At 71.0% G+C, this 19,165-nt stretch carries 18 protein-coding genes and 1 riboswitch; of the genes, 9 read left to right on the plus strand and 9 right to left on the minus strand.

Features of this window, described 5'->3' with window-relative positions; translation table 11 throughout:
• Window positions 1-23: 23 nt before the first annotated feature.
• Window positions 24-94: riboswitch (guanidine-III (ykkC-III) riboswitch) on the plus strand.
• Window positions 95-105: 11 nt separating this feature from the next.
• Window positions 106-420 (plus strand): multidrug efflux SMR transporter, encoded by a 315-nt coding sequence (locus tag BA895_RS11575; protein ID WP_070192061.1) that lies wholly within the window; start codon window positions 106-108, stop codon window positions 418-420.
• On the plus strand, window positions 420-785 hold the full coding sequence (locus BA895_RS11580; RefSeq protein WP_070192062.1) for a multidrug efflux SMR transporter: 366 nt from the start codon (window positions 420-422) through the stop codon (window positions 783-785). Before BA895_RS11575 ends, BA895_RS11580 begins: the two co-directional genes overlap by 1 nt.
• Here the strand turns inward: BA895_RS11580 and BA895_RS11585 are convergent.
• The 3 genes from BA895_RS11585 to BA895_RS11595 all read right to left on the minus strand — a co-directional run bounded on the left by BA895_RS11585 (window position 739) and on the right by BA895_RS11595 (window position 2,718).
• A complete protein-coding gene (locus BA895_RS11585) occupies window positions 739-1,647 on the minus strand; it encodes a hypothetical protein (RefSeq protein WP_070192063.1) in 909 nt (302 codons plus the stop codon). The two genes, BA895_RS11580 and BA895_RS11585, sit on opposite strands and share 47 nt — an antisense overlap.
• Window positions 1,648-1,744: 97 nt before the next feature.
• Window positions 1,745-2,110 (minus strand): thioesterase family protein, encoded by a 366-nt coding sequence (locus BA895_RS11590; protein ID WP_083283256.1) that lies wholly within the window; start codon window positions 2,108-2,110, stop codon window positions 1,745-1,747.
• A gap of 68 nt (window positions 2,111-2,178) precedes the next feature.
• Window positions 2,179-2,718: an RNA polymerase sigma factor gene (locus tag BA895_RS11595; protein ID WP_070192064.1), complete on the minus strand. Its 540-nt coding sequence runs from the start codon at window positions 2,716-2,718 to the stop codon at window positions 2,179-2,181.
• A 109-nt stretch (window positions 2,719-2,827) separates the two neighbouring features.
• On the opposite strand from BA895_RS11595, the gene BA895_RS11600 reads away from it, so the two are divergent.
• Entirely contained in the window at window positions 2,828-4,126 is a 1,299-nt protein-coding gene (locus BA895_RS11600; RefSeq protein ID WP_070192065.1) for a serine/threonine-protein kinase, read from the plus strand.
• A 34-nt stretch (window positions 4,127-4,160) separates the two neighbouring features.
• Here the strand turns inward: BA895_RS11600 and BA895_RS11605 are convergent, their stop codons facing one another.
• Window positions 4,161-4,847, minus strand: coding sequence for a hypothetical protein (locus BA895_RS11605; protein WP_070192066.1), 687 nt, complete (start codon window positions 4,845-4,847; stop codon window positions 4,161-4,163).
• A gap of 164 nt (window positions 4,848-5,011) precedes the next feature.
• Here BA895_RS11605 and BA895_RS11610 point away from each other — a divergent pair, with 164 nt between their 5' ends.
• From BA895_RS11610 to BA895_RS11625, 4 genes are all read left to right on the plus strand, one after another.
• Window positions 5,012-5,659 (plus strand): lysoplasmalogenase, encoded by a 648-nt coding sequence (locus BA895_RS11610; protein WP_070192067.1) that lies wholly within the window; start codon window positions 5,012-5,014, stop codon window positions 5,657-5,659.
• Window positions 5,660-5,877: 218 nt separating this feature from the next.
• A complete protein-coding gene (locus tag BA895_RS11615; protein WP_083283257.1) occupies window positions 5,878-8,916 on the plus strand; it encodes a leucine--tRNA ligase in 3,039 nt (1,012 codons plus the stop codon).
• A gap of 48 nt (window positions 8,917-8,964) precedes the next feature.
• Window positions 8,965-9,843: a DegV family protein gene (locus tag BA895_RS11620; protein WP_070192068.1), complete on the plus strand. Its 879-nt coding sequence runs from the start codon at window positions 8,965-8,967 to the stop codon at window positions 9,841-9,843.
• Window positions 9,840-10,442, plus strand: coding sequence for a glycerol-3-phosphate acyltransferase (locus tag BA895_RS11625; protein ID WP_083283258.1), 603 nt, complete (start codon window positions 9,840-9,842; stop codon window positions 10,440-10,442). The genes BA895_RS11620 and BA895_RS11625 overlap by 4 nt, the downstream gene beginning before the upstream one ends.
• A gap of 242 nt (window positions 10,443-10,684) precedes the next feature.
• Here the strand turns inward: BA895_RS11625 and purU are convergent, their stop codons facing one another.
• The gene (purU, locus tag BA895_RS11630) at window positions 10,685-11,527 is read right to left on the minus strand and encodes a formyltetrahydrofolate deformylase (RefSeq protein WP_070192069.1); all 843 of its coding nucleotides are present in this window, start codon (window positions 11,525-11,527) and stop codon (window positions 10,685-10,687) included.
• A 153-nt stretch (window positions 11,528-11,680) separates the two neighbouring features.
• Here purU and BA895_RS24455 point away from each other — a divergent pair, with 153 nt between their 5' ends.
• Both BA895_RS24455 and BA895_RS11640 read left to right on the plus strand, forming a co-directional pair.
• Window positions 11,681-12,652, plus strand: coding sequence for a helix-hairpin-helix domain-containing protein (locus BA895_RS24455; RefSeq protein WP_083283259.1), 972 nt, complete (start codon window positions 11,681-11,683; stop codon window positions 12,650-12,652).
• Window positions 12,649-15,030 (plus strand): ComEC/Rec2 family competence protein, encoded by a 2,382-nt coding sequence (locus tag BA895_RS11640; protein ID WP_070192070.1) that lies wholly within the window; start codon window positions 12,649-12,651, stop codon window positions 15,028-15,030. Before BA895_RS24455 ends, BA895_RS11640 begins: the two co-directional genes overlap by 4 nt.
• A gap of 47 nt (window positions 15,031-15,077) precedes the next feature.
• Here BA895_RS11640 and BA895_RS11645 read toward each other — a convergent pair whose 3' ends face one another.
• The 4 genes from BA895_RS11645 to BA895_RS11660 are packed head-to-tail and all read right to left on the minus strand — an operon-like array spanning window position 15,078 to window position 19,118.
• Window positions 15,078-16,529: an aminotransferase class I/II-fold pyridoxal phosphate-dependent enzyme gene (locus tag BA895_RS11645; protein WP_217493885.1), complete on the minus strand. Its 1,452-nt coding sequence runs from the start codon at window positions 16,527-16,529 to the stop codon at window positions 15,078-15,080.
• Window positions 16,526-16,942 (minus strand): cupin domain-containing protein, encoded by a 417-nt coding sequence (locus BA895_RS11650; protein ID WP_070192071.1) that lies wholly within the window; start codon window positions 16,940-16,942, stop codon window positions 16,526-16,528. Before BA895_RS11650 ends, BA895_RS11645 begins: the two co-directional genes overlap by 4 nt.
• A 29-nt stretch (window positions 16,943-16,971) precedes the next feature.
• The gene (locus BA895_RS11655) at window positions 16,972-17,823 is read right to left on the minus strand and encodes a DUF1295 domain-containing protein (RefSeq protein ID WP_083283260.1); all 852 of its coding nucleotides are present in this window, start codon (window positions 17,821-17,823) and stop codon (window positions 16,972-16,974) included.
• Complete coding sequence (locus BA895_RS11660; RefSeq protein ID WP_070192072.1) at window positions 17,805-19,118, minus strand: cyclopropane-fatty-acyl-phospholipid synthase family protein; 1,314 nt, start codon at window positions 19,116-19,118, stop codon at window positions 17,805-17,807. Before BA895_RS11660 ends, BA895_RS11655 begins: the two co-directional genes overlap by 19 nt.
• Between the last annotated feature and the right edge of the window lie 47 nt (window positions 19,119-19,165).

Below are 19,165 nucleotides of genomic sequence, written 5' to 3' on the forward strand. Positions count from 1 at the left end.
ATACGTGAGGTCGTTCTTGGTAGGCTTGCCCGGAACGCCGTGCCGGGGTTCGCGGACGAGGGAGCCGTACCCGCCCAGTGACAAGACGGCCAGAAGTGGGTCCTCGTGTACTGGCTCGTTCTCATCCTCTCCGGAGCTCTGGAAGCCGTATGGGCGACCGCCTTGGCCGACTCTGACGGGTTCCGCCGCCGCGGCCCTGCGGTGCTCTTCGTCGTCACCGTCATCGCCTCAACGGCGGGCCTGGCCTACGCCATGAGCGGCCTGCCCGCCGGCACCTCGTACGCCGTGTGGGTCGGCATCGGCGCCGTGGGAACGGTGCTGCTCGCAGTGGCCCGGGGGCAGGAGGCGCTGGGGCTGGCCCGCGGGGTGCTCCTGTTGCTGCTGGTGTCGTGCGTCATCGGCCTGAAGGTGGTGGCCTGATGACGACGCCGGCAGGCTCGCGAGCGTGGCTGCTGCTCGTGGTCAGTGCGGTGCTCGAGGCGGTCTGGGCGTCGGCTCTGGCGGCATCGAAGGGCTTCACCGAACTGCTGCCCTCGGTCGTCTTCGTGGTTGCGGCTGTTCTCTCGATGATCGGGCTCGGTCAGGCGGCGCGAGCCATCCCGATCAGCACCGCCTACGCGGTCTGGACGGGCCTCGGAGCCGCCCTCACCGTGGGCTACGCCATGACGTTCGGTGCTGAGTCGGCCACGGTGGTCAAGGTCGCCCTCATCGCCCTCATCGTCGCGGCCGTCATGGGGCTCAAGGTCGTGGGTTCGTCACCGGCACGTCGAGAGCGCCGGGGGTGAGGTGAGCGTCGTCGCGGTCGTGCTCCAGATCTCTGGACGGCGACGACTCGCTGCGGCCCGCGAGCACGATGCAGCCGACGAGCGTCAGCGCGAAGGCCAGCCCGGCGAGCGGCCACCGGCCGGGCAGCACGCGATCGCCGAGCAGGGCCAGACCGATCGTGGCGGGAACCACCGTCTCGGTGACGAAGGTGATGGCGGCCACCGTGGTGACGCGGGCCCGGGCCAGGGCCAGGCCGTACGCGACGGTGGCCAGCGCGGCGTGGGCCACGAGCGCCCAGGCCAGCGCGTCGACGCCGAGGTGCCACCACGGGTCCGGCACCTCGATGAGTCGGGCACTGACCCCGACCCCACCGAAGCCGAGCCCGGCCGCCACACTCAGCACGATGGCGCCGCGCTGCCGGTCGTGGTCAAGGGCCCCGGTCGCCAGGAGCGCCGCCACAGCCGCTGCAGCAACCAACGTGGCGATGGCGAAGCCGTTCCCCGGCTGCACCGCCGGACCCGGTTCGGCCACGGCAGCCAGGCACACCAGACCGACCGCGACGGCTCCGAGCGCGCCGATCTCGGCCCGCCGCAGATGCAGGTGCAGCACCACCACCGAGAGCACGGCGGTGACGGCGACCGACGATGCCACGGCTGACTCGACGAGGAAGAGGGGCAGGGTGCGCAGGGCCAGCACCGAGGCGGCGAACCCGAGGCCGTCGAGGCCCAACCCGGCGGCATACGGCAGGGCGGCCCCGACCCGGGCCCGGCCCCCGGCCCCCGAAGGAAGGGCGGTCAGGCGACGGGCACCGATCGCCTGAAGCACGGTGCCCGCGCCATAGGCGACGGCCGCGACCAAGGCGCCGACCAGTCCGAGGGTCACCTGGGAAGCGTGTCAGCCGACTCTGGGAGCCGGCCGGGAGGGTCGGCTCGAAACATGCGCTCGGGTGGGGCCACCGGCGCCGGGTGGTGCAGGTCGGCTAGTGGCACTTGCTCATGAAGCGGTCGGGGTCGACGACGGCGCGGTGCACCTCACCCTTCGCGATCTGGTCACCGTCTGCGTCCTTGACGATGACGTGACACACGAGTCGGCGTCCGTCGTTGATCGGTTCGGCGCAGTGCACCGTGATCTCGGCCCCGACGGGGCTGCCCTTGACGTGGTCGATCGTGATCGTGGTGCCGACCGTGGTGTGGTCAGGGTCGATGCTCTGGGCGCACACCTGGAAGGCGGCGACCTCGCACCACAGCACGAGGGTGGGAGTGGCGAGCACATCGAGATCTCCGCTGCCGACGGCGGCTGCGGTGACGTCGGCGGTCACGGTGTGCTGGAACTGGCGCATCGGCATTGCTGGAGTCTGACAGAGATTGCCCGAACCACCGATTCGGTCCCAGCGCCCGGCCCCTTCAGCGGCTGTTACCGGGTGAGCATCGCCTTGAGGGCGGACCGGCCGCCGGCGATGCGCGACTTGACCGTTCCGAGCGGCACCCCGAGAGTGGCGGCGATCTCGGCGTAGTCGAGCCCCCCGACGTCGCGCAACACCACGGCTTCGGCGATCTCGGGCCGGTCGCGGCGCAGCGTCTCGATGGCCTCGACGAGGTCGACCCTTGCGCCGGCGAGCACGCTGACGTGCTGGGCGTCGACCACCTCGGGCATCTCATGGCTGGTGTGGTCGGCGTGCTGACGCATCCGGCGGTACGTCGCGAACGCGCTGTTCGACACGACCGACCACAGCCAGGTCGTGAAGCGGGACCGCCCTTCGAAGGTGCGGATGCCGCGGGCTACGGCGAGCAGCGCCTCCTGGGTGGCGTCCTCGGCATCCTGCGGGTGGGGCAGCACCCGGGCGCAACGCCGCGCCACCGCGGCGTGGATCAGCCGCAGCAGCTCTTCGAGAGCGACCTCATCACCCGCGGCGGCCCTTCGGGCCAGCTCGTCGCGATGCTCGTCACTGCTCATCTCCGGGCTCACTTCAGGGCTCACTTCTGGGCGCACTCGGGCCAGCCTACGGGGGGCCGTCCGCGTCGGTCTGGGCCAGGTTGTCGCGCGGTGCGGCAGGATTGGGCCCATGACGGCGCCTGAGCTACCCGGCCGGCTGCACGTCGTTGGCCCACTGGGGTCGGGGGCCTTCGCCACCGTCTGGCTGGCTCACGACCCTGCCCTCGATGCCGACGTCGCGGTCAAGGTGCTCGCTGACAACTGGTCGCGGCGCCCCGAGGTGCACGCCCGGTTCGTCGAGGAGGCGCGGCTGCTGCGTCGGGTGGAGAACGACAGGGTCGTGCGCGTCTACGACGTGGGTGAGCTGGCTGACGGCCGGCCCTACCTCGTGATGACCCACGCCGCCGGAGGGTCGCTCGCGAGCCATCTCGAGAAGTGTGGCTCGATCGAGGTCGGCTCCGCGCTCGCGGTGCTCGACCAGGTCGTCGAGGGTCTCAGCGTGCTGCACTCGAAGGGGATCGTGCACCGTGACGTCAACCCGCACAACGTGCTGCTGCTCGAGCCGTGGGTTGCGGGGTCGAGTCCACGCGCCGTGCTCGCCGACCTGGGGCTGGCCAAGGACCTCGGTCTCGGCTCGGGCCTGACCCAGCCGGCCGGCACCGGCGACTATCGGGCGCCCGAGCAGCGTGAGCTCTCGCTCGAGGTGTCGCCGGCTACCGACACCTATGCCGTCAGCGTGCTCGCCCGCGAGCTGTTGACCCGGGCCGGGGTGTCTCCCGGTCGCAGATTCGGGTCGTTGGCTGCCGGCCTGAGCGAACGCCCTGACGAACGGCCCTCTGCACCCGAGCTGCTCACCCGGCTGCGCACCGAACTGTCAGTGGCACAACCGGCTTCGCAGGTGGCGCCGCTGACCTGGCTGAGCGGCATCCGGCGTCGACGGTTGGTGCTGGCGTTGGTGCTGGCGGTGACGCTGATCGCAGGAGCGACGGCAACAAGCAGCCTGTGGCCCCGCACCTACGCAAGTACGGCCGGGGGTCTGTCGGTGCGGCTCGATGGGGGCTGGTCTCAGATCGAGAGCGCGAGCATTCCTGGCGTCGGCGGAGCCTCGGGCTTCACCCTGGCGAAGGACGCCGCGAGGGTGCTGCTGGCCCGGGCCCCGGCCGCTCCGGGCCCTGACGGGCCGGAGGCCAGAGACGTCGCCGAGCAGACCACCCACGACGAGTGCCTCGTGCACCAGCCGTCGACCGTCGATGTGGGCGGCTGGCGGGGCCGACTGGTCAGCTGGTCACGCTGCGGCGCCACCTCCGGACGCGTCGACGAGGTGGCCCTCACGGTCGGCGACACGGTCGTGTACCTGCAGGTGACCGCGCCGACCGGAGAGCCCGACCTGGCCTCGGTGCTCTCCGGCCTCGAGCTGGCGCCCGGCTGAGGCCGAGCTCAGCAGTCGAGCTCAGCAGTCGAGCTCAGCAGTCGAAGACGGCGTCGACCGTGACCACACCCGTGGCCACCGCGACGCCGGTGTCGATGTCCGAGTCGGGGCTCAGCTGGGCGCCCTTGACGGTGAACGAGGCGTCGTCGACCGTGGCGACATCGGCGAAGTTCGTCACCCAGCTGCCGCGCCACTCCGCCTTGCCCTTGGTGATGGTGATGTCGGCGATCTCGGCGGAGACGATGGTCACTCGCAGCTCGATCCCGCCCTCGAGCGTAGCGGTGAGGTCACGGGGGCCGCCGGCGGCGTTGCACCGGGCGGTGGTCACCGTGGGGGTGCCGTTGAGGGAGCCCTTCAGCGTGACGGTGCCGGTCGAGCCGAAGTCACCGATGCGTTTACCCCCCAAGCCGGGCAGGGCCACGGTCGGGTTGCCGTCGGCATCGACGGCGATGCCGCCGCCGGGGATCGAGGCGGTGGTGTTGCCGTTCGCGTCGATGCCGACGCCGCCACCGGGCACCGACAGGCTCGTGCTATCTGCTTCGGGGGCGACGCTCGTGGGCAGAGCGGTGGGCGCACCCGAGGCGGGGCTCGCGGTGACCGCGGCCCCGGCCGGGGTCACGGTTGCGGGGGTGCTGGCCCCGCAGGCCCCGAGCGCGAGGGATGCGGCGAGCGTGACGCAGCCGGTGGCGAGGGTCGAGACGGTCTGGCGGGTGCTGGGCATGTGGGTCTCCTGGCTGGGCGGCCCCGAAAGGGGTCGTTCATCTGGTGTGAGTGCCGATCGGCCCCAGAAGTTCGCGATGACTTTTTCCTGCACTCATCGTGGCAGCCAACCGGGACCCGCGTGTCCGTGCCCCGGGCGCGCGTCTCGCCTGACACCCTGAACCGGTGAGCACGCACCTCTGGGTCCTGTCGGTGGCGCTCGGGGTGACGGCGCTGCTCAACTGGAGCTCGGTGCTGCGGTCCGACGTCGTCGTCGAACGCATCACCAAGCCCACGTTCATGCTGCTGATGATCGGGCTCGCCTGGTCGCTCGACGGTGAGGGCCGGGTCGACGGCGCGCCGCCGCTGCGGGTGGTGTTCGTCGCCTTGGGGCTCAGCCTGGTCGGTGACGTGCTGCTGCTCAACGCGACCCGGGGGCGCTTCCTCGCCGGGCTGGCGGCCTTCCTGGCCACTCACGTGGCGTACGTCTGGGCCATCATCGAGACCCCGGGCCGTGGTGGGTTTCCTTGGTGGGTGGTTCCGCTCGCGCCCGCGCTGCTCATCCTGCACGCCCGGTTCGGTCGAGACATCGTGGTGGGGGCCGGTCGCCAGCGGCTCCCGGTGCTGCTCTACCAGCTCTCGCTCTTTGCGCTCGTGCTCGTGGCGGGGTGGAAGGGCGACTGGCTGGTCATCGCGGGGGCGGCGCTGTTCGTCGGGTCCGACACGATCCTCGGACACGACCGGTTCGTGCGGGAACGACGGTTCGCACCGATCCAGACCATCGTCACCTACCACCTCGCACAGGTGTTGCTTGTTGTCGGGCTGTTGCGCTGAGGCGCAGGCAAACGGCTGCAGACCGCGCCATCGGCTGCGCTAACCTAGGCACATGGCTGGTCGGCTGCTTCTTCGTCAGCCGCGTTGACCAAAGCCGGAGGTCCCACGATCTCTGAGCATCAACGCGGCGGCCCCTCCCTGTGCGAGGGGTTTTTGTCTGCCGCCCGAGCTTCCCGGCAGCAGGGACCGCGCCATCGCTACGTCACGAGAGAGTGGACATGACCAGCACCCCCAGCTCCAGCCTGAACACCGAGCGCGAACCGAGCCCCGGGTCACAGGCGGCTCCGAAGGTCGGCCTCGAGACCCCGTTCCGGTACACCCCCGCCCTCGCCCGAGACATCGAGGTCGACTGGCAGGACCGGTGGGAGCAGGAGGGCACCTTCAACGCGCCCAACCCGGCCGGGCCGTGGGCCGAACCGGAGAAGGTCGCGGCGCTGGGCCGCAAGCTCGTCGTGCTCGACATGTTTCCCTACCCCTCGGGCGTCGGCCTGCACGTCGGTCACCCGCTGGGTTACATCGCGACCGACGTCTACAGCCGCTTCCACCGGATGCTGGGGCGCAACGTGCTGCATGCGCTCGGCTATGACGCGTTCGGCCTGCCCGCGGAGCAGTACGCCGTGCAGACCGGCCAGCACCCTCGGAAGACCACCGAGGAGAACATGACGAACATGCGCCGGCAGCTGCGCCGGCTGGGGCTCGGCTTCGACAACCGACGCACGTTCGCCACGATCGACGACGACTACTACCGCTGGACCCAGTGGATCTTCCTGCAGATCTGGAACGCGTGGTACGACGAGGATGCCGTGCGCGCCGACGGCGGCCGCGGCCGGGCTCGCCCGATCGGTGAGCTGGTCGAGCAGTTCGAGTCGGGTTCGCGGGCCGTGCCGACCGACGACGGGCGTGGGTGGAGCGAGCTGTCTGACGCCGATCGAGCGGGTGTGCTCGAGGGCTTCCGCCTGGTCTACAACTCCGAGGCCCCGGTCAACTGGTGCCCCGGCCTGGGAACGGTGCTCTCGAACGAGGAGGTCACCAACGACGGGCGTTCCGAGCGCGGCAACTTTCCCGTGTTCAAGCGCAGCCTGAGCCAGTGGATGATGCGTATCACCGCCTACGCCGACCGCCTGGCCGACGACCTCGACCGCGTCGACTGGCCCGAGAACGTCAAGCTGATCCAGCGCAACTGGATCGGCCGCTCGAACGGGGCACGGCTCACCTTCCCGGTGACGACGGCATCCGGCGACGACGACGGCATCGAGGTCTTCACGACCCGGCCCGATACCGTCTTCGGGGCCACTTTCATGGTCATCGCGCCCGAGCACCCTCTGGTCGACGCGCTGGTTCCGGCCGGCGACTGGCCGGCGGGCACGCACGAGGCGTGGAAGGGCGCCGGCGACTCCGCTGCCACCTACGCGACGCCACGAGAGGCCGTGGCCGCCTACCGGCTGGCCGCCTCGCGCAAGAGCGACGTCGAGCGCCAGACCGAGGGCAAGGACAAGACGGGGGTGTTCACCGGGGCGTTCGCGACCAACCCGCTGACCGGGGGAGCGGTGCCCGTCTTCATCGCCGACTACGTGCTGATGGGCTACGGCACGGGGGCGATCATGGCGGTGCCCGGGCATGACGTGCGCGACTTCGAGTACGCCACCAAGTTCGAGCTGCCCATCGTGCGGGTCGTCGCGGCCACCAGCGACGATGCCGATCTGCCGCTCGACGAGGCCTACGTCGGCGACGGCGTCGCGGTGAACTCCGCCAACGACCTCGTCTCGCTCGACGGACTCTCGGTCGACGAGGCGAAGCAGCGGATCATCGCCTTCGTCGAGGATGGTGACGGTTCTGTCGGTCACGCCACCGTGAACTACCGTCTCCGCGACTGGCTCTTCAGCCGTCAGCGCTACTGGGGTGAGCCGTTCCCCATCATGTACGACGACGAGGGTGTGGCCCACGCGGTGCCCGACGACCAGCTGCCGCTGACCCTGCCCGACGTGCCCGACTACTCACCCAAGACCTACGAGCCCGACGACGCGCAGAGCTCGCCGGAGGCGCCCTTGTCGCGGGTGCCGGAGTGGGTCAACGTCAAGGCCGACCTCGGCGACGGGCGCGGAATGCGGCACTTCCGCCGCGAGACGAACACCATGCCCAACTGGGCGGGGTCGTGCTGGTACTACCTGCGCTATCTCGACCCGGCCAACCACGAGAGCTTCGTCGACCCCGAGAACGAGGCCTACTGGATGGCCCGCCACGACGACACGGTGGCCGGGTTCCGCTCTGACGCAGTCGACCCCACTGCAGTTGATCCGGGCGGCGTCGACCTCTACGTCGGCGGGGTCGAGCACGCCGTGCTGCACCTGCTCTACGCCCGGTTCTGGCACAAGGTGCTCTTCGACCTGGGCCACGTCTCGAGCGAGGAGCCGTTCCGGAAGTACTTCTCGCAGGGCTACATCCAGGCGGCCGCCTTCACCGACTCGCGGGGGCAGTACGTTCCGGCCGCCGAGGTCGAGCAGCACGCCGAGAGCCAGGGCGCCGAGCCGACGTTCACCTGGCAGGGCCGGCCCGTCAACCGGGAGTACGGCAAGATCGGCAAGTCGCTGAAGAACTCGGTGAGCCCCGACGAGATGTACGACTCGTTCGGTGCCGACACCTTCCGGGTCTACGAGATGTCGATGGGGCCCCTCGAGCTGAGCAAGCCGTGGGAGATCCGGGCGGTCGTGGGCTCGCAGCGCTTCCTGCAGCGGTTGTGGCGCAACGTGGTCGACGAGGTGACAGGGGAGGTGCGTGTTGTCGATGACGCCCCCGAGCAGTCGTTGACGACCGCGCTGCACCAGACCATCGCCGGAGTGCGTGCCGACTTCGAGGCGTTGCGCTTCAACACCGCCATCGCCAAGCTCATCGAGCTGAACAACGCCGTCACCAAGCTCGCAGCGCCGCCACGCGAGGTGGTCGAGGCGCTCGTGCTGATGGTGGCGCCGGTGGCGCCGCACATCGCCGAGGAGATGTGGCGCCGGCTCGGTCATGACGGTGGGCTGACGTTCGCCGCCTTCCCGGTGAGTGACCCGGCGAAGATCGTGCAGGAGAGCGTCACCTGCGTCATCCAGGTCAAGGGCAAGGTGCGCGACCGCATCGAGGTGGCCCCCGACATCAGCGAGGACGACCTGCGCGCCCTCGCTCTCGCCCGCGAGAAGATTCAGGCGGTCACGGTGAACGGCATCCGCACTGTGATCGTGCGGGCACCGAAGCTGGTCAACGTCGTGCCGCTCTGATCGCGCTAGGTTGAGTCCAGCCGAGCCCAACGACGGAGGGAGCTTCGGGTGAGTGTGCGCATCGTCACCGACTCGACCGCCTACCTTCCCGCGGACGTGGCGGCCAGCCATGACATCGCGGTCGTGCCGCTGCACGTCGTCGTCGGTGGGTCCGAGCACAGCGAGGGTTCCGACATCACTCCGGCGCAGGTGGCGTCGGCACTGCGCGACTACACCGTCGTCACGACATCGAGGCCCACACCTCAGGTGTTCCTCGAGACCTACCGTCGGCTGGCGCACGAAGGCGCTGACCAGGTCGTGTCGATCCACCTCTCGAGCCAGATGTCGGGCACCGTCGAGTCCGCCCGGCTGGCCGCACGCGAGTCGCCGGTGCCGGTGCACGTCATCGACAGCGAGACCCTCGGGATGGCGATGGGCTTCGCGGTGGTCGCCGCTGCCGAGGTCGCCGGTTCCGGGGGTGACCTGAGCGCCGTCGTCTCCGCGGTCACCGCGCGTCTCGAGGGGTCCACGGTGCTCTTCTACGTCGACACCCTCGAGCACCTGAGGCGGGGTGGACGCATCGGGGCGGCCTCGGCGATGCTCGGGTCGGCGCTCGCCATCAAGCCGATCCTGGCCGTGCGCGGCGGCCGTATCGTGCCGGTCGAGAAGGTGCGCACCTCGTCGCGGGCCATCGCCCGTATCCAGTCGATGGTGCTCGGCCACGTCAACGCAGGTGGTCACGTCGTCGACATCGCCGTGCACCACCTCGACGCGGCCGACCGGGCCGAAGCCCTCGCCGGCGAGCTGAGAACGAAGCTGCCCGGGGCTCCGAAAGTCATGGTCGTCGAGCTCGGAGCCGTGGTCGGGGCGCACGTCGGCCCCGGCACGCTCGCCATCGCCCTCTCACCTCGCCCCGACGAGCCGCTGCCCGAGGCCACTGTTTCGTGAGCACGCCCGAAGCCCTCCAGGTCGCCGGTGCGGTCGTCGTGGCCTTCCTGGTCGGAGCCGTCAACCCAGCCACGCTCATCGCCCGGGTGTTGGGACACGACCTCTCGGCAACCGGATCGGGAAACCCCGGAGCCACCAACGCCGGGCGGGTGCTCGGGCCGCGCTGGGGGGTGCTGGTCGGCCTGCTCGACGTGCTGAAAGGTCTGTTGCCCACGCTCGGAGCCGACCACTGGCTCGGCGCCCACGTGGCCTACGCGGTCGGGATCGCCGCCGTGGCCGGTCACATCTGGTCGCCCTACCTTGGCGGGCGCGGCGGCAAGGGAGTGGCCACCACGCTGGGGGCGGTCCTAGGAGTTCACCCGTGGTTCGCGCTCGTCGTCGTGGTCGTCTTCGCCGTCAGCGTCGTCGTCGCGCGACGGGTGTCGATCGGTTCCGTCTGTGGCGCGTTCGCCATGATCGTGCTGGCCGCGCTGGTCTTGCTCGGCCTAGTGGCGGGCGACCTCTGGACCGGCCTGTGGCTGCTCGTGCTCGCCGGCGTCGTCATCTGGCGACACCAGAACAACATCCGGGCCTGGTGGCGGCAGCAACGAATGTCCTGAGACTCGAGAGGTCAGGGGCCGGGTACGCCCGCGCCGCTGCGTCGCAAGCCCCCGCCGCCAGCTCCGACCACGAGCACGAGCACCGCTACGGCGCTCACCACGACCAGCCTTCGTCGAGGCCAGCACAACTTCTGAGATCTCACCTGCGCACCGTCCCAGGGCCTGGTTCGTCACTGTCGAAGTGAACCTGGGAGCGCCACCCGCCAGGGGGATGAGCTCCCTGTGCAGGTGCTGTGGAACGGTCAGAAGACGATGGTGCGCCGTCCTGAGAGGAACACGCGGTTCTCGGCGTGGTCGCGCACGGCCCGGGAGAGCACGCGGCGCTCGACGTCGCGACCGAGGGCGACGAGTCGCTCGGGTGTCTCGGCGTGGGTGACGCGCACCACGTCCTGTTCGATGATCGGGCCCTCGTCGAGGTCGGCGGTGACGTAGTGGGCCGAGGCGCCGATCAGCTTGACGCCCCGGTCGTGCGCCTGGTGGTAGGGCCGTGCCCCCTTGAACCCGGGCAGGAACGAGTGGTGGATGTTGATGGCCCGGCCCTCCAGGCGGCGGCAGAGGTCGTCACTGAGGATCTGCATGTAGCGGGCCAGCACGACCAGGTCGGCGTGCTCGGCGGCCACGAGCCGCAGCAGGTCTGCCTCCGCCTCTGCCTTGGTGTCAGGCGTGACCGGAATGACGGTGAAGGGCAGCCCGAAGTAGGCCACCAGCTCGCGGCAGTCGTCGTGGTTGCTCACGACCCCGGCGATGTCGATCGGCAGGTCGCCGCTCTTCCACCGGTAGAGCAGGTCGAGCAGGCAGTGGTCGAACTTGCTCACGAGGATGAGGGTTCGGCAGTGCTGCGTCTCGGGGCGCACGCTGAGGTGTTCGTGGGCGATCGCCGGGCTGGCGTCGATGGCGGCCACGACCGCTGCCACGCCGGCTTCGTCGGCGTCGAAGACGGTGCGCATGAAGAACAGGTCGGTGCTCGCGTCGGAGTACTGCTGGTTCTCGACGATGTTGGCCGACACCTGCACCAGGGCCGTCGACACGGTGGCCACGATGCCGGGTCGGTCGTCGCAGGTGAGCGTCATGATGTGCCGAGCCATGGCAGCAGTGTGGTGCAGCGGGTGCGGCCGCGCCGAATCCGCTTCGGCGTGTCTCGGGTCATGACCGTCCACACCCCACCCCCGGTGAGACGCCCGTCCACAGGCGGCGTGGGGCCGGTCGTGCTCAGGGGCGGGTCTTCCTAGCGTGGCGCCATGCCGTTCCGTCGAGCTTCGCGTGCTCCTGACCTCGATCGGGTCCGGCAGGTGCTCGGGCTCTCGGGGTCTGGGCGCGAGAGCCCCGATCGCTGGGTGCCAGCCGCTCCATCCGGCGGCTCGGGCCCAGCGGTCGCGCCGAAGAGGGAGAGTCCGCGGCCGGGCTCGACCGCCACCGACGACTCCCGTGTCTCACTCGCCGATGAGGTCGGTCGTCTCGACCTCGCTCTGCGCCGGGCTCGTCGTCCGCGACTGCTCACGGTCCCTGAGCCGTTGCGCCGAGGGCGGCTGTCGGTGTCGAGCGCGGCCGTCGTCGGGCTGCTCGCCCTCGTGGTGGCTCTCGGCTGTGTCTTCGCGCTGCGCGTGCTGTGGGCCGAGCGGGCGAGCGAACCGGCTGCTGCTCCGGGCGCCGTCTCCATGCCGGTGGGAGTGGTGGTGTCGGGCACGTCGCCGTCGACGAACCTCCCGAGGGAGGTGACGGCGAGCAGGGTCGCGTCGGCCGACGCGCCGGTCGCGGTCGTCACTGAGCTGGTCGTGCACGTGGCCGGGCAGGTGCTGCGCCCGGGTCTGGTGCGGCTTCGACCGGGGGCCCGGGTGGCAGATGCGATCGCCGCCGCCGGTGGTGCGCGCGCTGGCGCCGACCTGACCGCCGTCAACCTGGCGCGCCCGGTTGTCGACGGCGAACAGGTGCACGTGCCCAGGCCCGGAGAGGTGCCGAGTGCGCCGCCCATCGAGCCGTCGAACCCGGCCGGGGGAGTCGGCGTGGGCTCGGGCGCCCCCGCGGCCGTCGACCTCAACACGGCGGATGCCGCTGCCCTCGACACGCTTCCCGGCGTCGGCCCGGTACTGGCGCAGCGCATCATCGACTGGCGCACCGAGCACCGTCGCTTCAGCTCGGTCGACGAGCTCGGGGAGGTGAGCGGCATCGGCGACAAGCTGATGTCGCAGCTGCGCCCCCGGGTGCGCGTGTGAGCAGGGGCGGCCGCCTCGGTGCCGAGCCCCGTCGTCTCGACCTCCGGCTGCTCGTGCCGGTCGTGGTGGCGTGGCCTGTCATCGCCTTCTGGGCGCTGCTGAGCAAGCCCGCCGCCGTCGGTATCGCAGCGGTGCTCGCGCTGTCGGCCAGCGTGGGCCTGCTCAGTCTTGCGCGACGCCGCGCCGACGGGCGTCGGCAGCGACTCGGGGCCCTCATCCTGGCCTGCCTCGCCCTGCTGCTCGTGGCGGCGGCCGCACATCTTGCCCTGCGAGCCGTCGGGCCGCTCGAGCAGCTGGCGCAGCAGCGAGCGGTGGTGCGGGTGCACGCCACCCTGGCCACCGAGCCCCGGGAGATCGGAGGAGGGTCGATCGACCGGCGGGGGGCTCGGCGGCTCGTCGTGGTCGAGACTACGGTGCACCAGGTGCTCGCCCGAGGGAACCGCACGGAGGTCGCAACCTCGCTGCTCGTGATCGGCGGCCCCGACTGGGCCGACCTCAAGTGGCGAGACGAGGTCGAGGCGGTGCTGCGCCTCGCGCCGGCCGACCCGGGCGACCGGGTGGCCGCCGTGGCCACCCCCAAGGGACGACCGCAGCGGCTCGGCGCACCCGGAGGGGTGTTCGCGGCCGCCGACTTCGTGCGGGCCCGCTTCCGGGCCGCGACCGACGGGCTCCCCGCCGACGCCCGGGGCCTGGTGCCCGCGCTCGTCGTGGGCGACACGACCCGCACGCCTGACGACCTCACGGCGGCGATGCTCGCCACCGGCATGAGCCACCTGAGCGCGGTGTCGGGCAGCAACGTGACCCTGGTGCTGCTCGCGGCGGTCGGGGTGGCCGGCCTGCTGGGCGTGCACCGCCGCTGGCGACCGTGGGTGGCGGGCGCGGCCCTGCTGGGCTTCGTCGTGCTGGCCCGGCCCGAGCCGAGCGTCATCCGGGCTGCCGTGATGGGTGCCATCGGGTTGCTCGCCGTGTCGGCCTCCCGTCGTCAGGTCGGTGTGCCCGCGCTGTCGGGGGCCGTCATCGGGCTGCTGTGCTTTGACCCGTGGCTCGCGCGGTCTTACGGGTTCGCGCTCTCGGGGGTGGCAACCCTGGGGCTGCTGCTCTTCGCCCAGCCGTGGGGCCGGGCGCTGGGGCGGGTACTGCCCCGCCGCTGGCAGCGTCTGGGCCCCGTCCTCGCCGTACCGGTGGCTGCCCAGGTGGTGTGTGCGCCGATCGTCGTGCCGCTGCAGGGGACCGTGTCACTGATCGCCGTCGTCGCGAACCTGCTCGCCGCGCCGTTGGTCGCGCCCACGACGATCGTGGGCATCGCGGTGGCGCTGCTATCGGTCGTGTGGCTCGGGGCCGCGTCGTTGTTCGCCTGGTTGGGGGCGCTGCCGGCTCTCGGCATCGCCTGGGTGGCCCGAGCCTGCGCCGACGTTCCTCTGGGCAGCATCGCCTGGGGAGACTCCGCCACTGCCGCCGTGGCGCTCGCGGTCGTGACCGTGCTCGTGGTGCTGGCCGCCCCCTGGCTCTGGTGGCACACCCGGTTGCAACCGCTGATAGTGGTGGCGCTCGCCCTCGGCGCCACCGCCTTCACCGTTCCCACCGCGCCGTTGTCGTGGCCACCGCCGGCCTGGGTCATGGTCGCCTGCGACGTGGGTCAGGGCGATGGTCTGGTCGTGAACACCGGCCGCGGCCACGCGGTCGTGGTCGACGCAGGGCCCGACGCGAAGGCGATGAACGGCTGCCTCGACCGCCTCGGCGTGAGCGCGGTCGACCTCGTGGTGCTCACCCACTTCCACGCCGACCACGTCCGCGGCCTCGAAGGGGTGCTGCAGAGCCGTGCGGTTGCGCAGATTCGCGTCTCACCGGTTCGTGAGCCCAGCCCCGAGGCCGACCGGGTGGCACGACTGGCCGGTGCGGCTGGGGTACCGGTGCACGAGCTGAGGGCCGGCGACGACCTTCGGGTGGCGGGGGTCTCGGCCCACGTGTGGTGGCCGGCCCGCGAGATCGAGGCCGGCTCCGTGCCCAACAACGGGTCCGTGGTGATGAGCCTGCACGTGGCCGGGGTCGGCATCCTGTTCGCTGGCGACATGGAGCGCGAAGCGGCCGGAGAGGTGGTGCGGGCCGCCGCCCGCGACCCAGCACAGTGGGAGGGAATCGACGTGGTCAAGGTGGCCCACCACGGTTCGAGCAACCGTGACGATCGCACGCTCGACGGAGTCCGCGGGCGGCTCGCCCTGATCAGCGTCGGCGCTGACAACGACTACGGCCACCCCTCACCAGCGGCCCTGAACGCGTTGCTCGACAGGGGGTTCGAGATTCACCGCACCGACCTCGAAGGCGACCTCGCCGTGGTCGGCGGCGCCGACGGTCGCCCACCCCGGGTCGTTTCCCGATGACGGTGCTGACCTATCACGATGGCCGCAGCACGGTGTGGAGGAGCCGGTCAGGCGAGCACCTGGATGGTCAGGCCCGTCGGGTCTGCGGCATAGGCGATGCGTACGCCGAACGTGCGGGCCGTGGTGATCGCGGTGAGAACGCTTTCGGTGACGATTTCACCCGGCGCGATCACGGGCACGCCAGGCGGGTACGGGGCGATCAGCTCGGCGCTCACCCGGCCGAGAGCGTCGGCCAGGGGCACGACCTCTCGGGCGGCGAAGAACGCGTCGCGCGGCGGGCAGGCCATCTCGGGCTGCACCGCCCAGGCCGCTGTCGGCACCCCTTGTCGGGGTGCTCCCCGGCCGGCCTCGACCAGGTCGCTGACGGCGTCGGTGAAGGCGATGAGAGCGGCGTCGTCGTCGGCGAGAGTGGCCATCGCCACGATGGTGTCGCGATCTGCCATCTCGACCGGCATCCCACGCTCGATGAGGCCGGCCTCGACGAGGTTGCCGTCGGCTCCTGTACCGGCGAGCAGCAGCACGAGCTTGACCGGGTCGACAGCCGGACCGTGCAACACCTCGAGCCCTTCGATCAGCCTCAGGCGCAATCGTGCCCGCGCCACCGCGTCGATGAGCCCGGCCAGCATGACCTCGCCCTCACGCTCGAGCAACGCGACGGCGGCATCGGTGCTCGCGAGAATGGCGCCAGCAGGGCTTGTCGTGTGGGTGGCCTCGAAGGCGGCGTCGACCCGGGCCGCGTCTAGCCGGCCGTCGCGCCAGAGCACCAGTGCCGCCTGTGACCAGGCGGGCAGCGTCTTGTGGGCGCTGGTCACGAGAGCGTCGGCGCCGAGGGCGATCGCATGCTGGGGCAGGTCGGGGTGGAAGCCGAAGTGGGCGGCCCAGGCCGCATCGACAATGAGCGGCACCCCGTGGGCGTGCGCCACCTCGGCCACCGCGCGCACGTCGCCGACCGTACCGACGTACGACGGTTCGGTGACGAACACGGCCTTGCAGTCGGGAAACTCCTCGAGCGTGTGAGCCACGTCGGATGGCCGCACGCCGAGCGGCATCCCCGTGCGTTCGTCGAGCTCGGGCGCCACCCAGACCGGAACCAGGCCGGCCAGCACGAGCCCGAGCAGCGTCGAGCGGTGCAGGGTGCGTTGCACGATGACGCGGTCACCCGGTGCACCGACCGCCAGGGCAAGAGCCTGGTTGCCGTGGGTCGAACCGCCGACGGAGAAGCGGCAGTGGTCGGCGCCCCAGAGCCGGGCGGCGCGGGCCTCGGCCTGCGCGAGCAACCCGGCACCGAGCTTGACCGTGTCGAGGCCGCCGTAGAGCGGCACGTCGTCGCGCACGACCTCACCCACGAGGTCGGTGCGTTGTTTGTGCCCCGGGATGGTGAACGGCAACGGCGTACGCTCCCCGAACGAGAGCCAGGCGTCGAGCAGGGGCGCGGTGCCCCTCAGACCGCGAGGGTCGCGGGGGTCGAAGGTTAGGCGCGGTTCCCGAGGCAGGCTCACGCGAGCTCGAAGTCGGCGAAGTCGAAGCCGGGGGAGACGAGGCAGCTGACGAGGGCGTCGCTGTCTCCGGGCAGCGTGCGTTGCCACACCCCAGCGGGCACGAGAGCCTGTGCGAGCTGACCTTCGGCAACGTCGGTTCCGACCGACAGGGCTTCGTCGGCGACGGGCGTCGCGTCGACGCCGCCGAGCTCGAGGGTGACGAGTCCGGAGTGCGCGAGCCACAGCTCGTCGGAGGCCACCCGATGCCAGGCCGAGCTCTCGCCGGCAGGCAGCAGAAAGTGGATCAGGGTTGCGGCAGGCCGAACCCGCCCGTCAGCCAAGGTGATCGGCTCGCTCGAGGCCCAGGTCTGGCGGAACCAGCCTCCCTCGGGGTGGGGCGCCAGGTCGAGCAGGTCAGCCAGGGCAGGACGCATGAGCCCATCCTGCCGTGCCGGCGGGTCGATCAGCTCTTGGCCTTGGGAGGCCACGGAAAGAAGCCACTGGTGCGCCGCACGTAGTCGGCGTAGTCGGGTCGGCGGTCGCCGATGTCCTTCTCCAGCAGCTTCTTCCCGGTGCCGGCGTAGAGGTTGGCGACCATCGCCACAGGCGAGAGCACCGTGAGCACCCCGGGCCAGGCGCTGGCCGCGACGAGGAACAGCCCCGTCCACACACTGGCGTCGCCGAAGTAGTTGGGGTGGCGGGTGTAGCGCCAGAGCCCGGTGTCGAGCACCTTGCCCCGGTTGCTCGAGCCCTCACGGAACCGGCTCAGCTGCAGGTCGCCCACCGCCTCGAAGACGAAACCGACAAGCCACACGATGACGCCGAGCCAGAGCACGATACCCACACCACCGGTGACGAACATCGCGATCTGCACCGGCAGCGAGACGAACCACATGATCAGACCCTGCGGCAGGTAGATGTGCAACAGCGCATAGGCAGACTCGCTGCCGCCGGCCTTCTTCAGCATGGCCGCGTAGCGCGGGTCCTCACCCTGGCCGCGAGAACGGCCCAAGATGTGCAGCGCCAGGCGCAAGCCCCAGATCGCGGTCAGCACCACCGCCAGCCAACGGCGCAGGGGATCACCCGAGCCTGCGGATGCCGCGAACGCAGTGAGTGCGATCGCGACGAACCCCAGGCCCCAGGCCACGTCGACGACGGAGTGCTTGCCCATCCGCACGGCGGTGGCGAACGCGACTCCGAGCACCACGACGACGGCGAGGGCGGTGAGCGGGAGGGTGCGCGCGAAGGCTCCTCCGTCGAACCCCGGGGCGGCGGGAGACACGGCAGCGAGCGCGTTCACCACGAGCGAACCCACGGCATCCCGCTGCCACCCCGGTCGGTGGGGCGCACCATCAGGATCTGGTCGACGCCCATTCGCCCCTCCTCGAAGGTGAGGGCGCCGCCGACGAGGTAGAGCCGCCAGACCCGGGCGACCTCTTCGCCGACCATCGCCACGACCTGCGACCAGTTGGCCTCGAAGGTGTCGTACCAGGCGTCGATGGTTCGCACGTAGTGCTCGCGCAGGCCGTGCACGTCGCGCACCTCGAGGCCCGCGTGCTCGATCAGGGCGACGGTCTCGCCGACCGGTCGCATGTGCATGTCGGGGGCGATGAACGCCTCGATGAACGGCCCACCGCCCGGGCGACTCGTGCGAGACATCTGCTGGATCAGGGCACGGCCGCCCGGGCGCAGCAGGTCGTGGATCTTGCGGGTGTACGTGGGGTAGTTGCCCTGCCCGACATGCTCGCCCATCTCGATCGAGCTGATCGTGTCGAAGGGGCCGTCCGGCACGTCGCGGTAGTCCTGCAGGCGGATCTCGACCCGGTCCTCGAGCCCACGCTCACGGATCCGCTGGTCGATGAAGGCCTTCTGCTCCTTGGCGATCGTCACTCCGACCACCTGGGCGCCGAAGTGCTCAGCGGCGTAGAGGGAGAGCGAGCCCCATCCGCAGCCGATGTCGAGATGGCGCCCGCCCGGTTCGATGCCGAGCTTGCGGCAGACGAGGTCGAGCTTGTCGCGCTGGGCGTGCTCGACGGTGTAGCCGGGCGCCTCGCTCGTCCAGTAACCACAGGAGTAGGCCATGTGGGGGTCGAGGATGAGCGAGTAGAAGTCGTTCGACAGGTCGTAGTGGTGCGAGATGGCGTCGCGGTCGCGGGTGGGGGAGTGCAGGCGACCGCGCAGCCGGGCCTGGGAGGCGGGAGGGGCCGGCGGCAGCCCGACCGCTCCGAGCCCGAAGGCCGTGCGCAGCCCGTTCGCGAGAGCGGGCACGAGCGTCGTCAGGGCGGGTCGGCCCGTGATGGCCGACTCCCGGGCGTTGCTCCACACCCGGCGGAAACCATCACGCAGGTCACCCTCGACGTCGAGCTCACCGGTGACATAGGCCTGAGCGAGTCCGAGCTCGCCCGGGTGGCGCAGCAGCCGACGCAGCGCGTCGTTGTCGCGCAGCACCACGGTGGGGGCGTCGGCCGGTCCGGCCGTGCTGCCGTCCCAGGCCCGCAGCCGCACAGGCAGCCCCCCGCCGAACAGCGGCGCGATGAGCCCGGCGAGGCGAGCGGCGATGCCGCCCGGTGCCAGGGTGGTGGCCGTCTCCCGCTTCTCGGTCATGGTCATGCCAGTGCCTCTCGATCGGTCATGCCTCCAGTTCGCTGTGACCGGGC

The sequence above is a fragment of the Humibacillus sp. DSM 29435 genome, from assembly GCF_001758225.1.
Lineage (GTDB): Bacteria > Actinomycetota > Actinomycetes > Actinomycetales > Dermatophilaceae > DSM-29435.

Coding starts and splice junctions, on each gene's coding strand:
- BA895_RS11580 (WP_070192062.1), top strand. CDS start 420: ATGACGACGCCGGCAGGCTCGCGAGCGTGGCTGCTGCTCGTGGTCAGT.
- BA895_RS11590 (WP_083283256.1), bottom strand. CDS start 2,110: ATGCCGATGCGCCAGTTCCAGCACACCGTGACCGCCGACGTCACCGCA.
- BA895_RS11595 (WP_070192064.1), bottom strand. CDS start 2,718: ATGAGCAGTGACGAGCATCGCGACGAGCTGGCCCGAAGGGCCGCCGCG.
- BA895_RS11600 (WP_070192065.1), top strand. CDS start 2,828: ATGACGGCGCCTGAGCTACCCGGCCGGCTGCACGTCGTTGGCCCACTG.
- BA895_RS11605 (WP_070192066.1), bottom strand. CDS start 4,847: ATGCCCAGCACCCGCCAGACCGTCTCGACCCTCGCCACCGGCTGCGTC.
- BA895_RS11615 (WP_083283257.1), top strand. CDS start 5,878: ATGACCAGCACCCCCAGCTCCAGCCTGAACACCGAGCGCGAACCGAGC.
- purU (WP_070192069.1), bottom strand. CDS start 11,527: ATGGCTCGGCACATCATGACGCTCACCTGCGACGACCGACCCGGCATC.
- BA895_RS24455 (WP_083283259.1), top strand. CDS start 11,681: ATGCCGTTCCGTCGAGCTTCGCGTGCTCCTGACCTCGATCGGGTCCGG.
- BA895_RS11650 (WP_070192071.1), bottom strand. CDS start 16,942: ATGCGTCCTGCCCTGGCTGACCTGCTCGACCTGGCGCCCCACCCCGAG.
- BA895_RS11660 (WP_070192072.1), bottom strand. CDS start 19,118: ATGACCATGACCGAGAAGCGGGAGACGGCCACCACCCTGGCACCGGGC.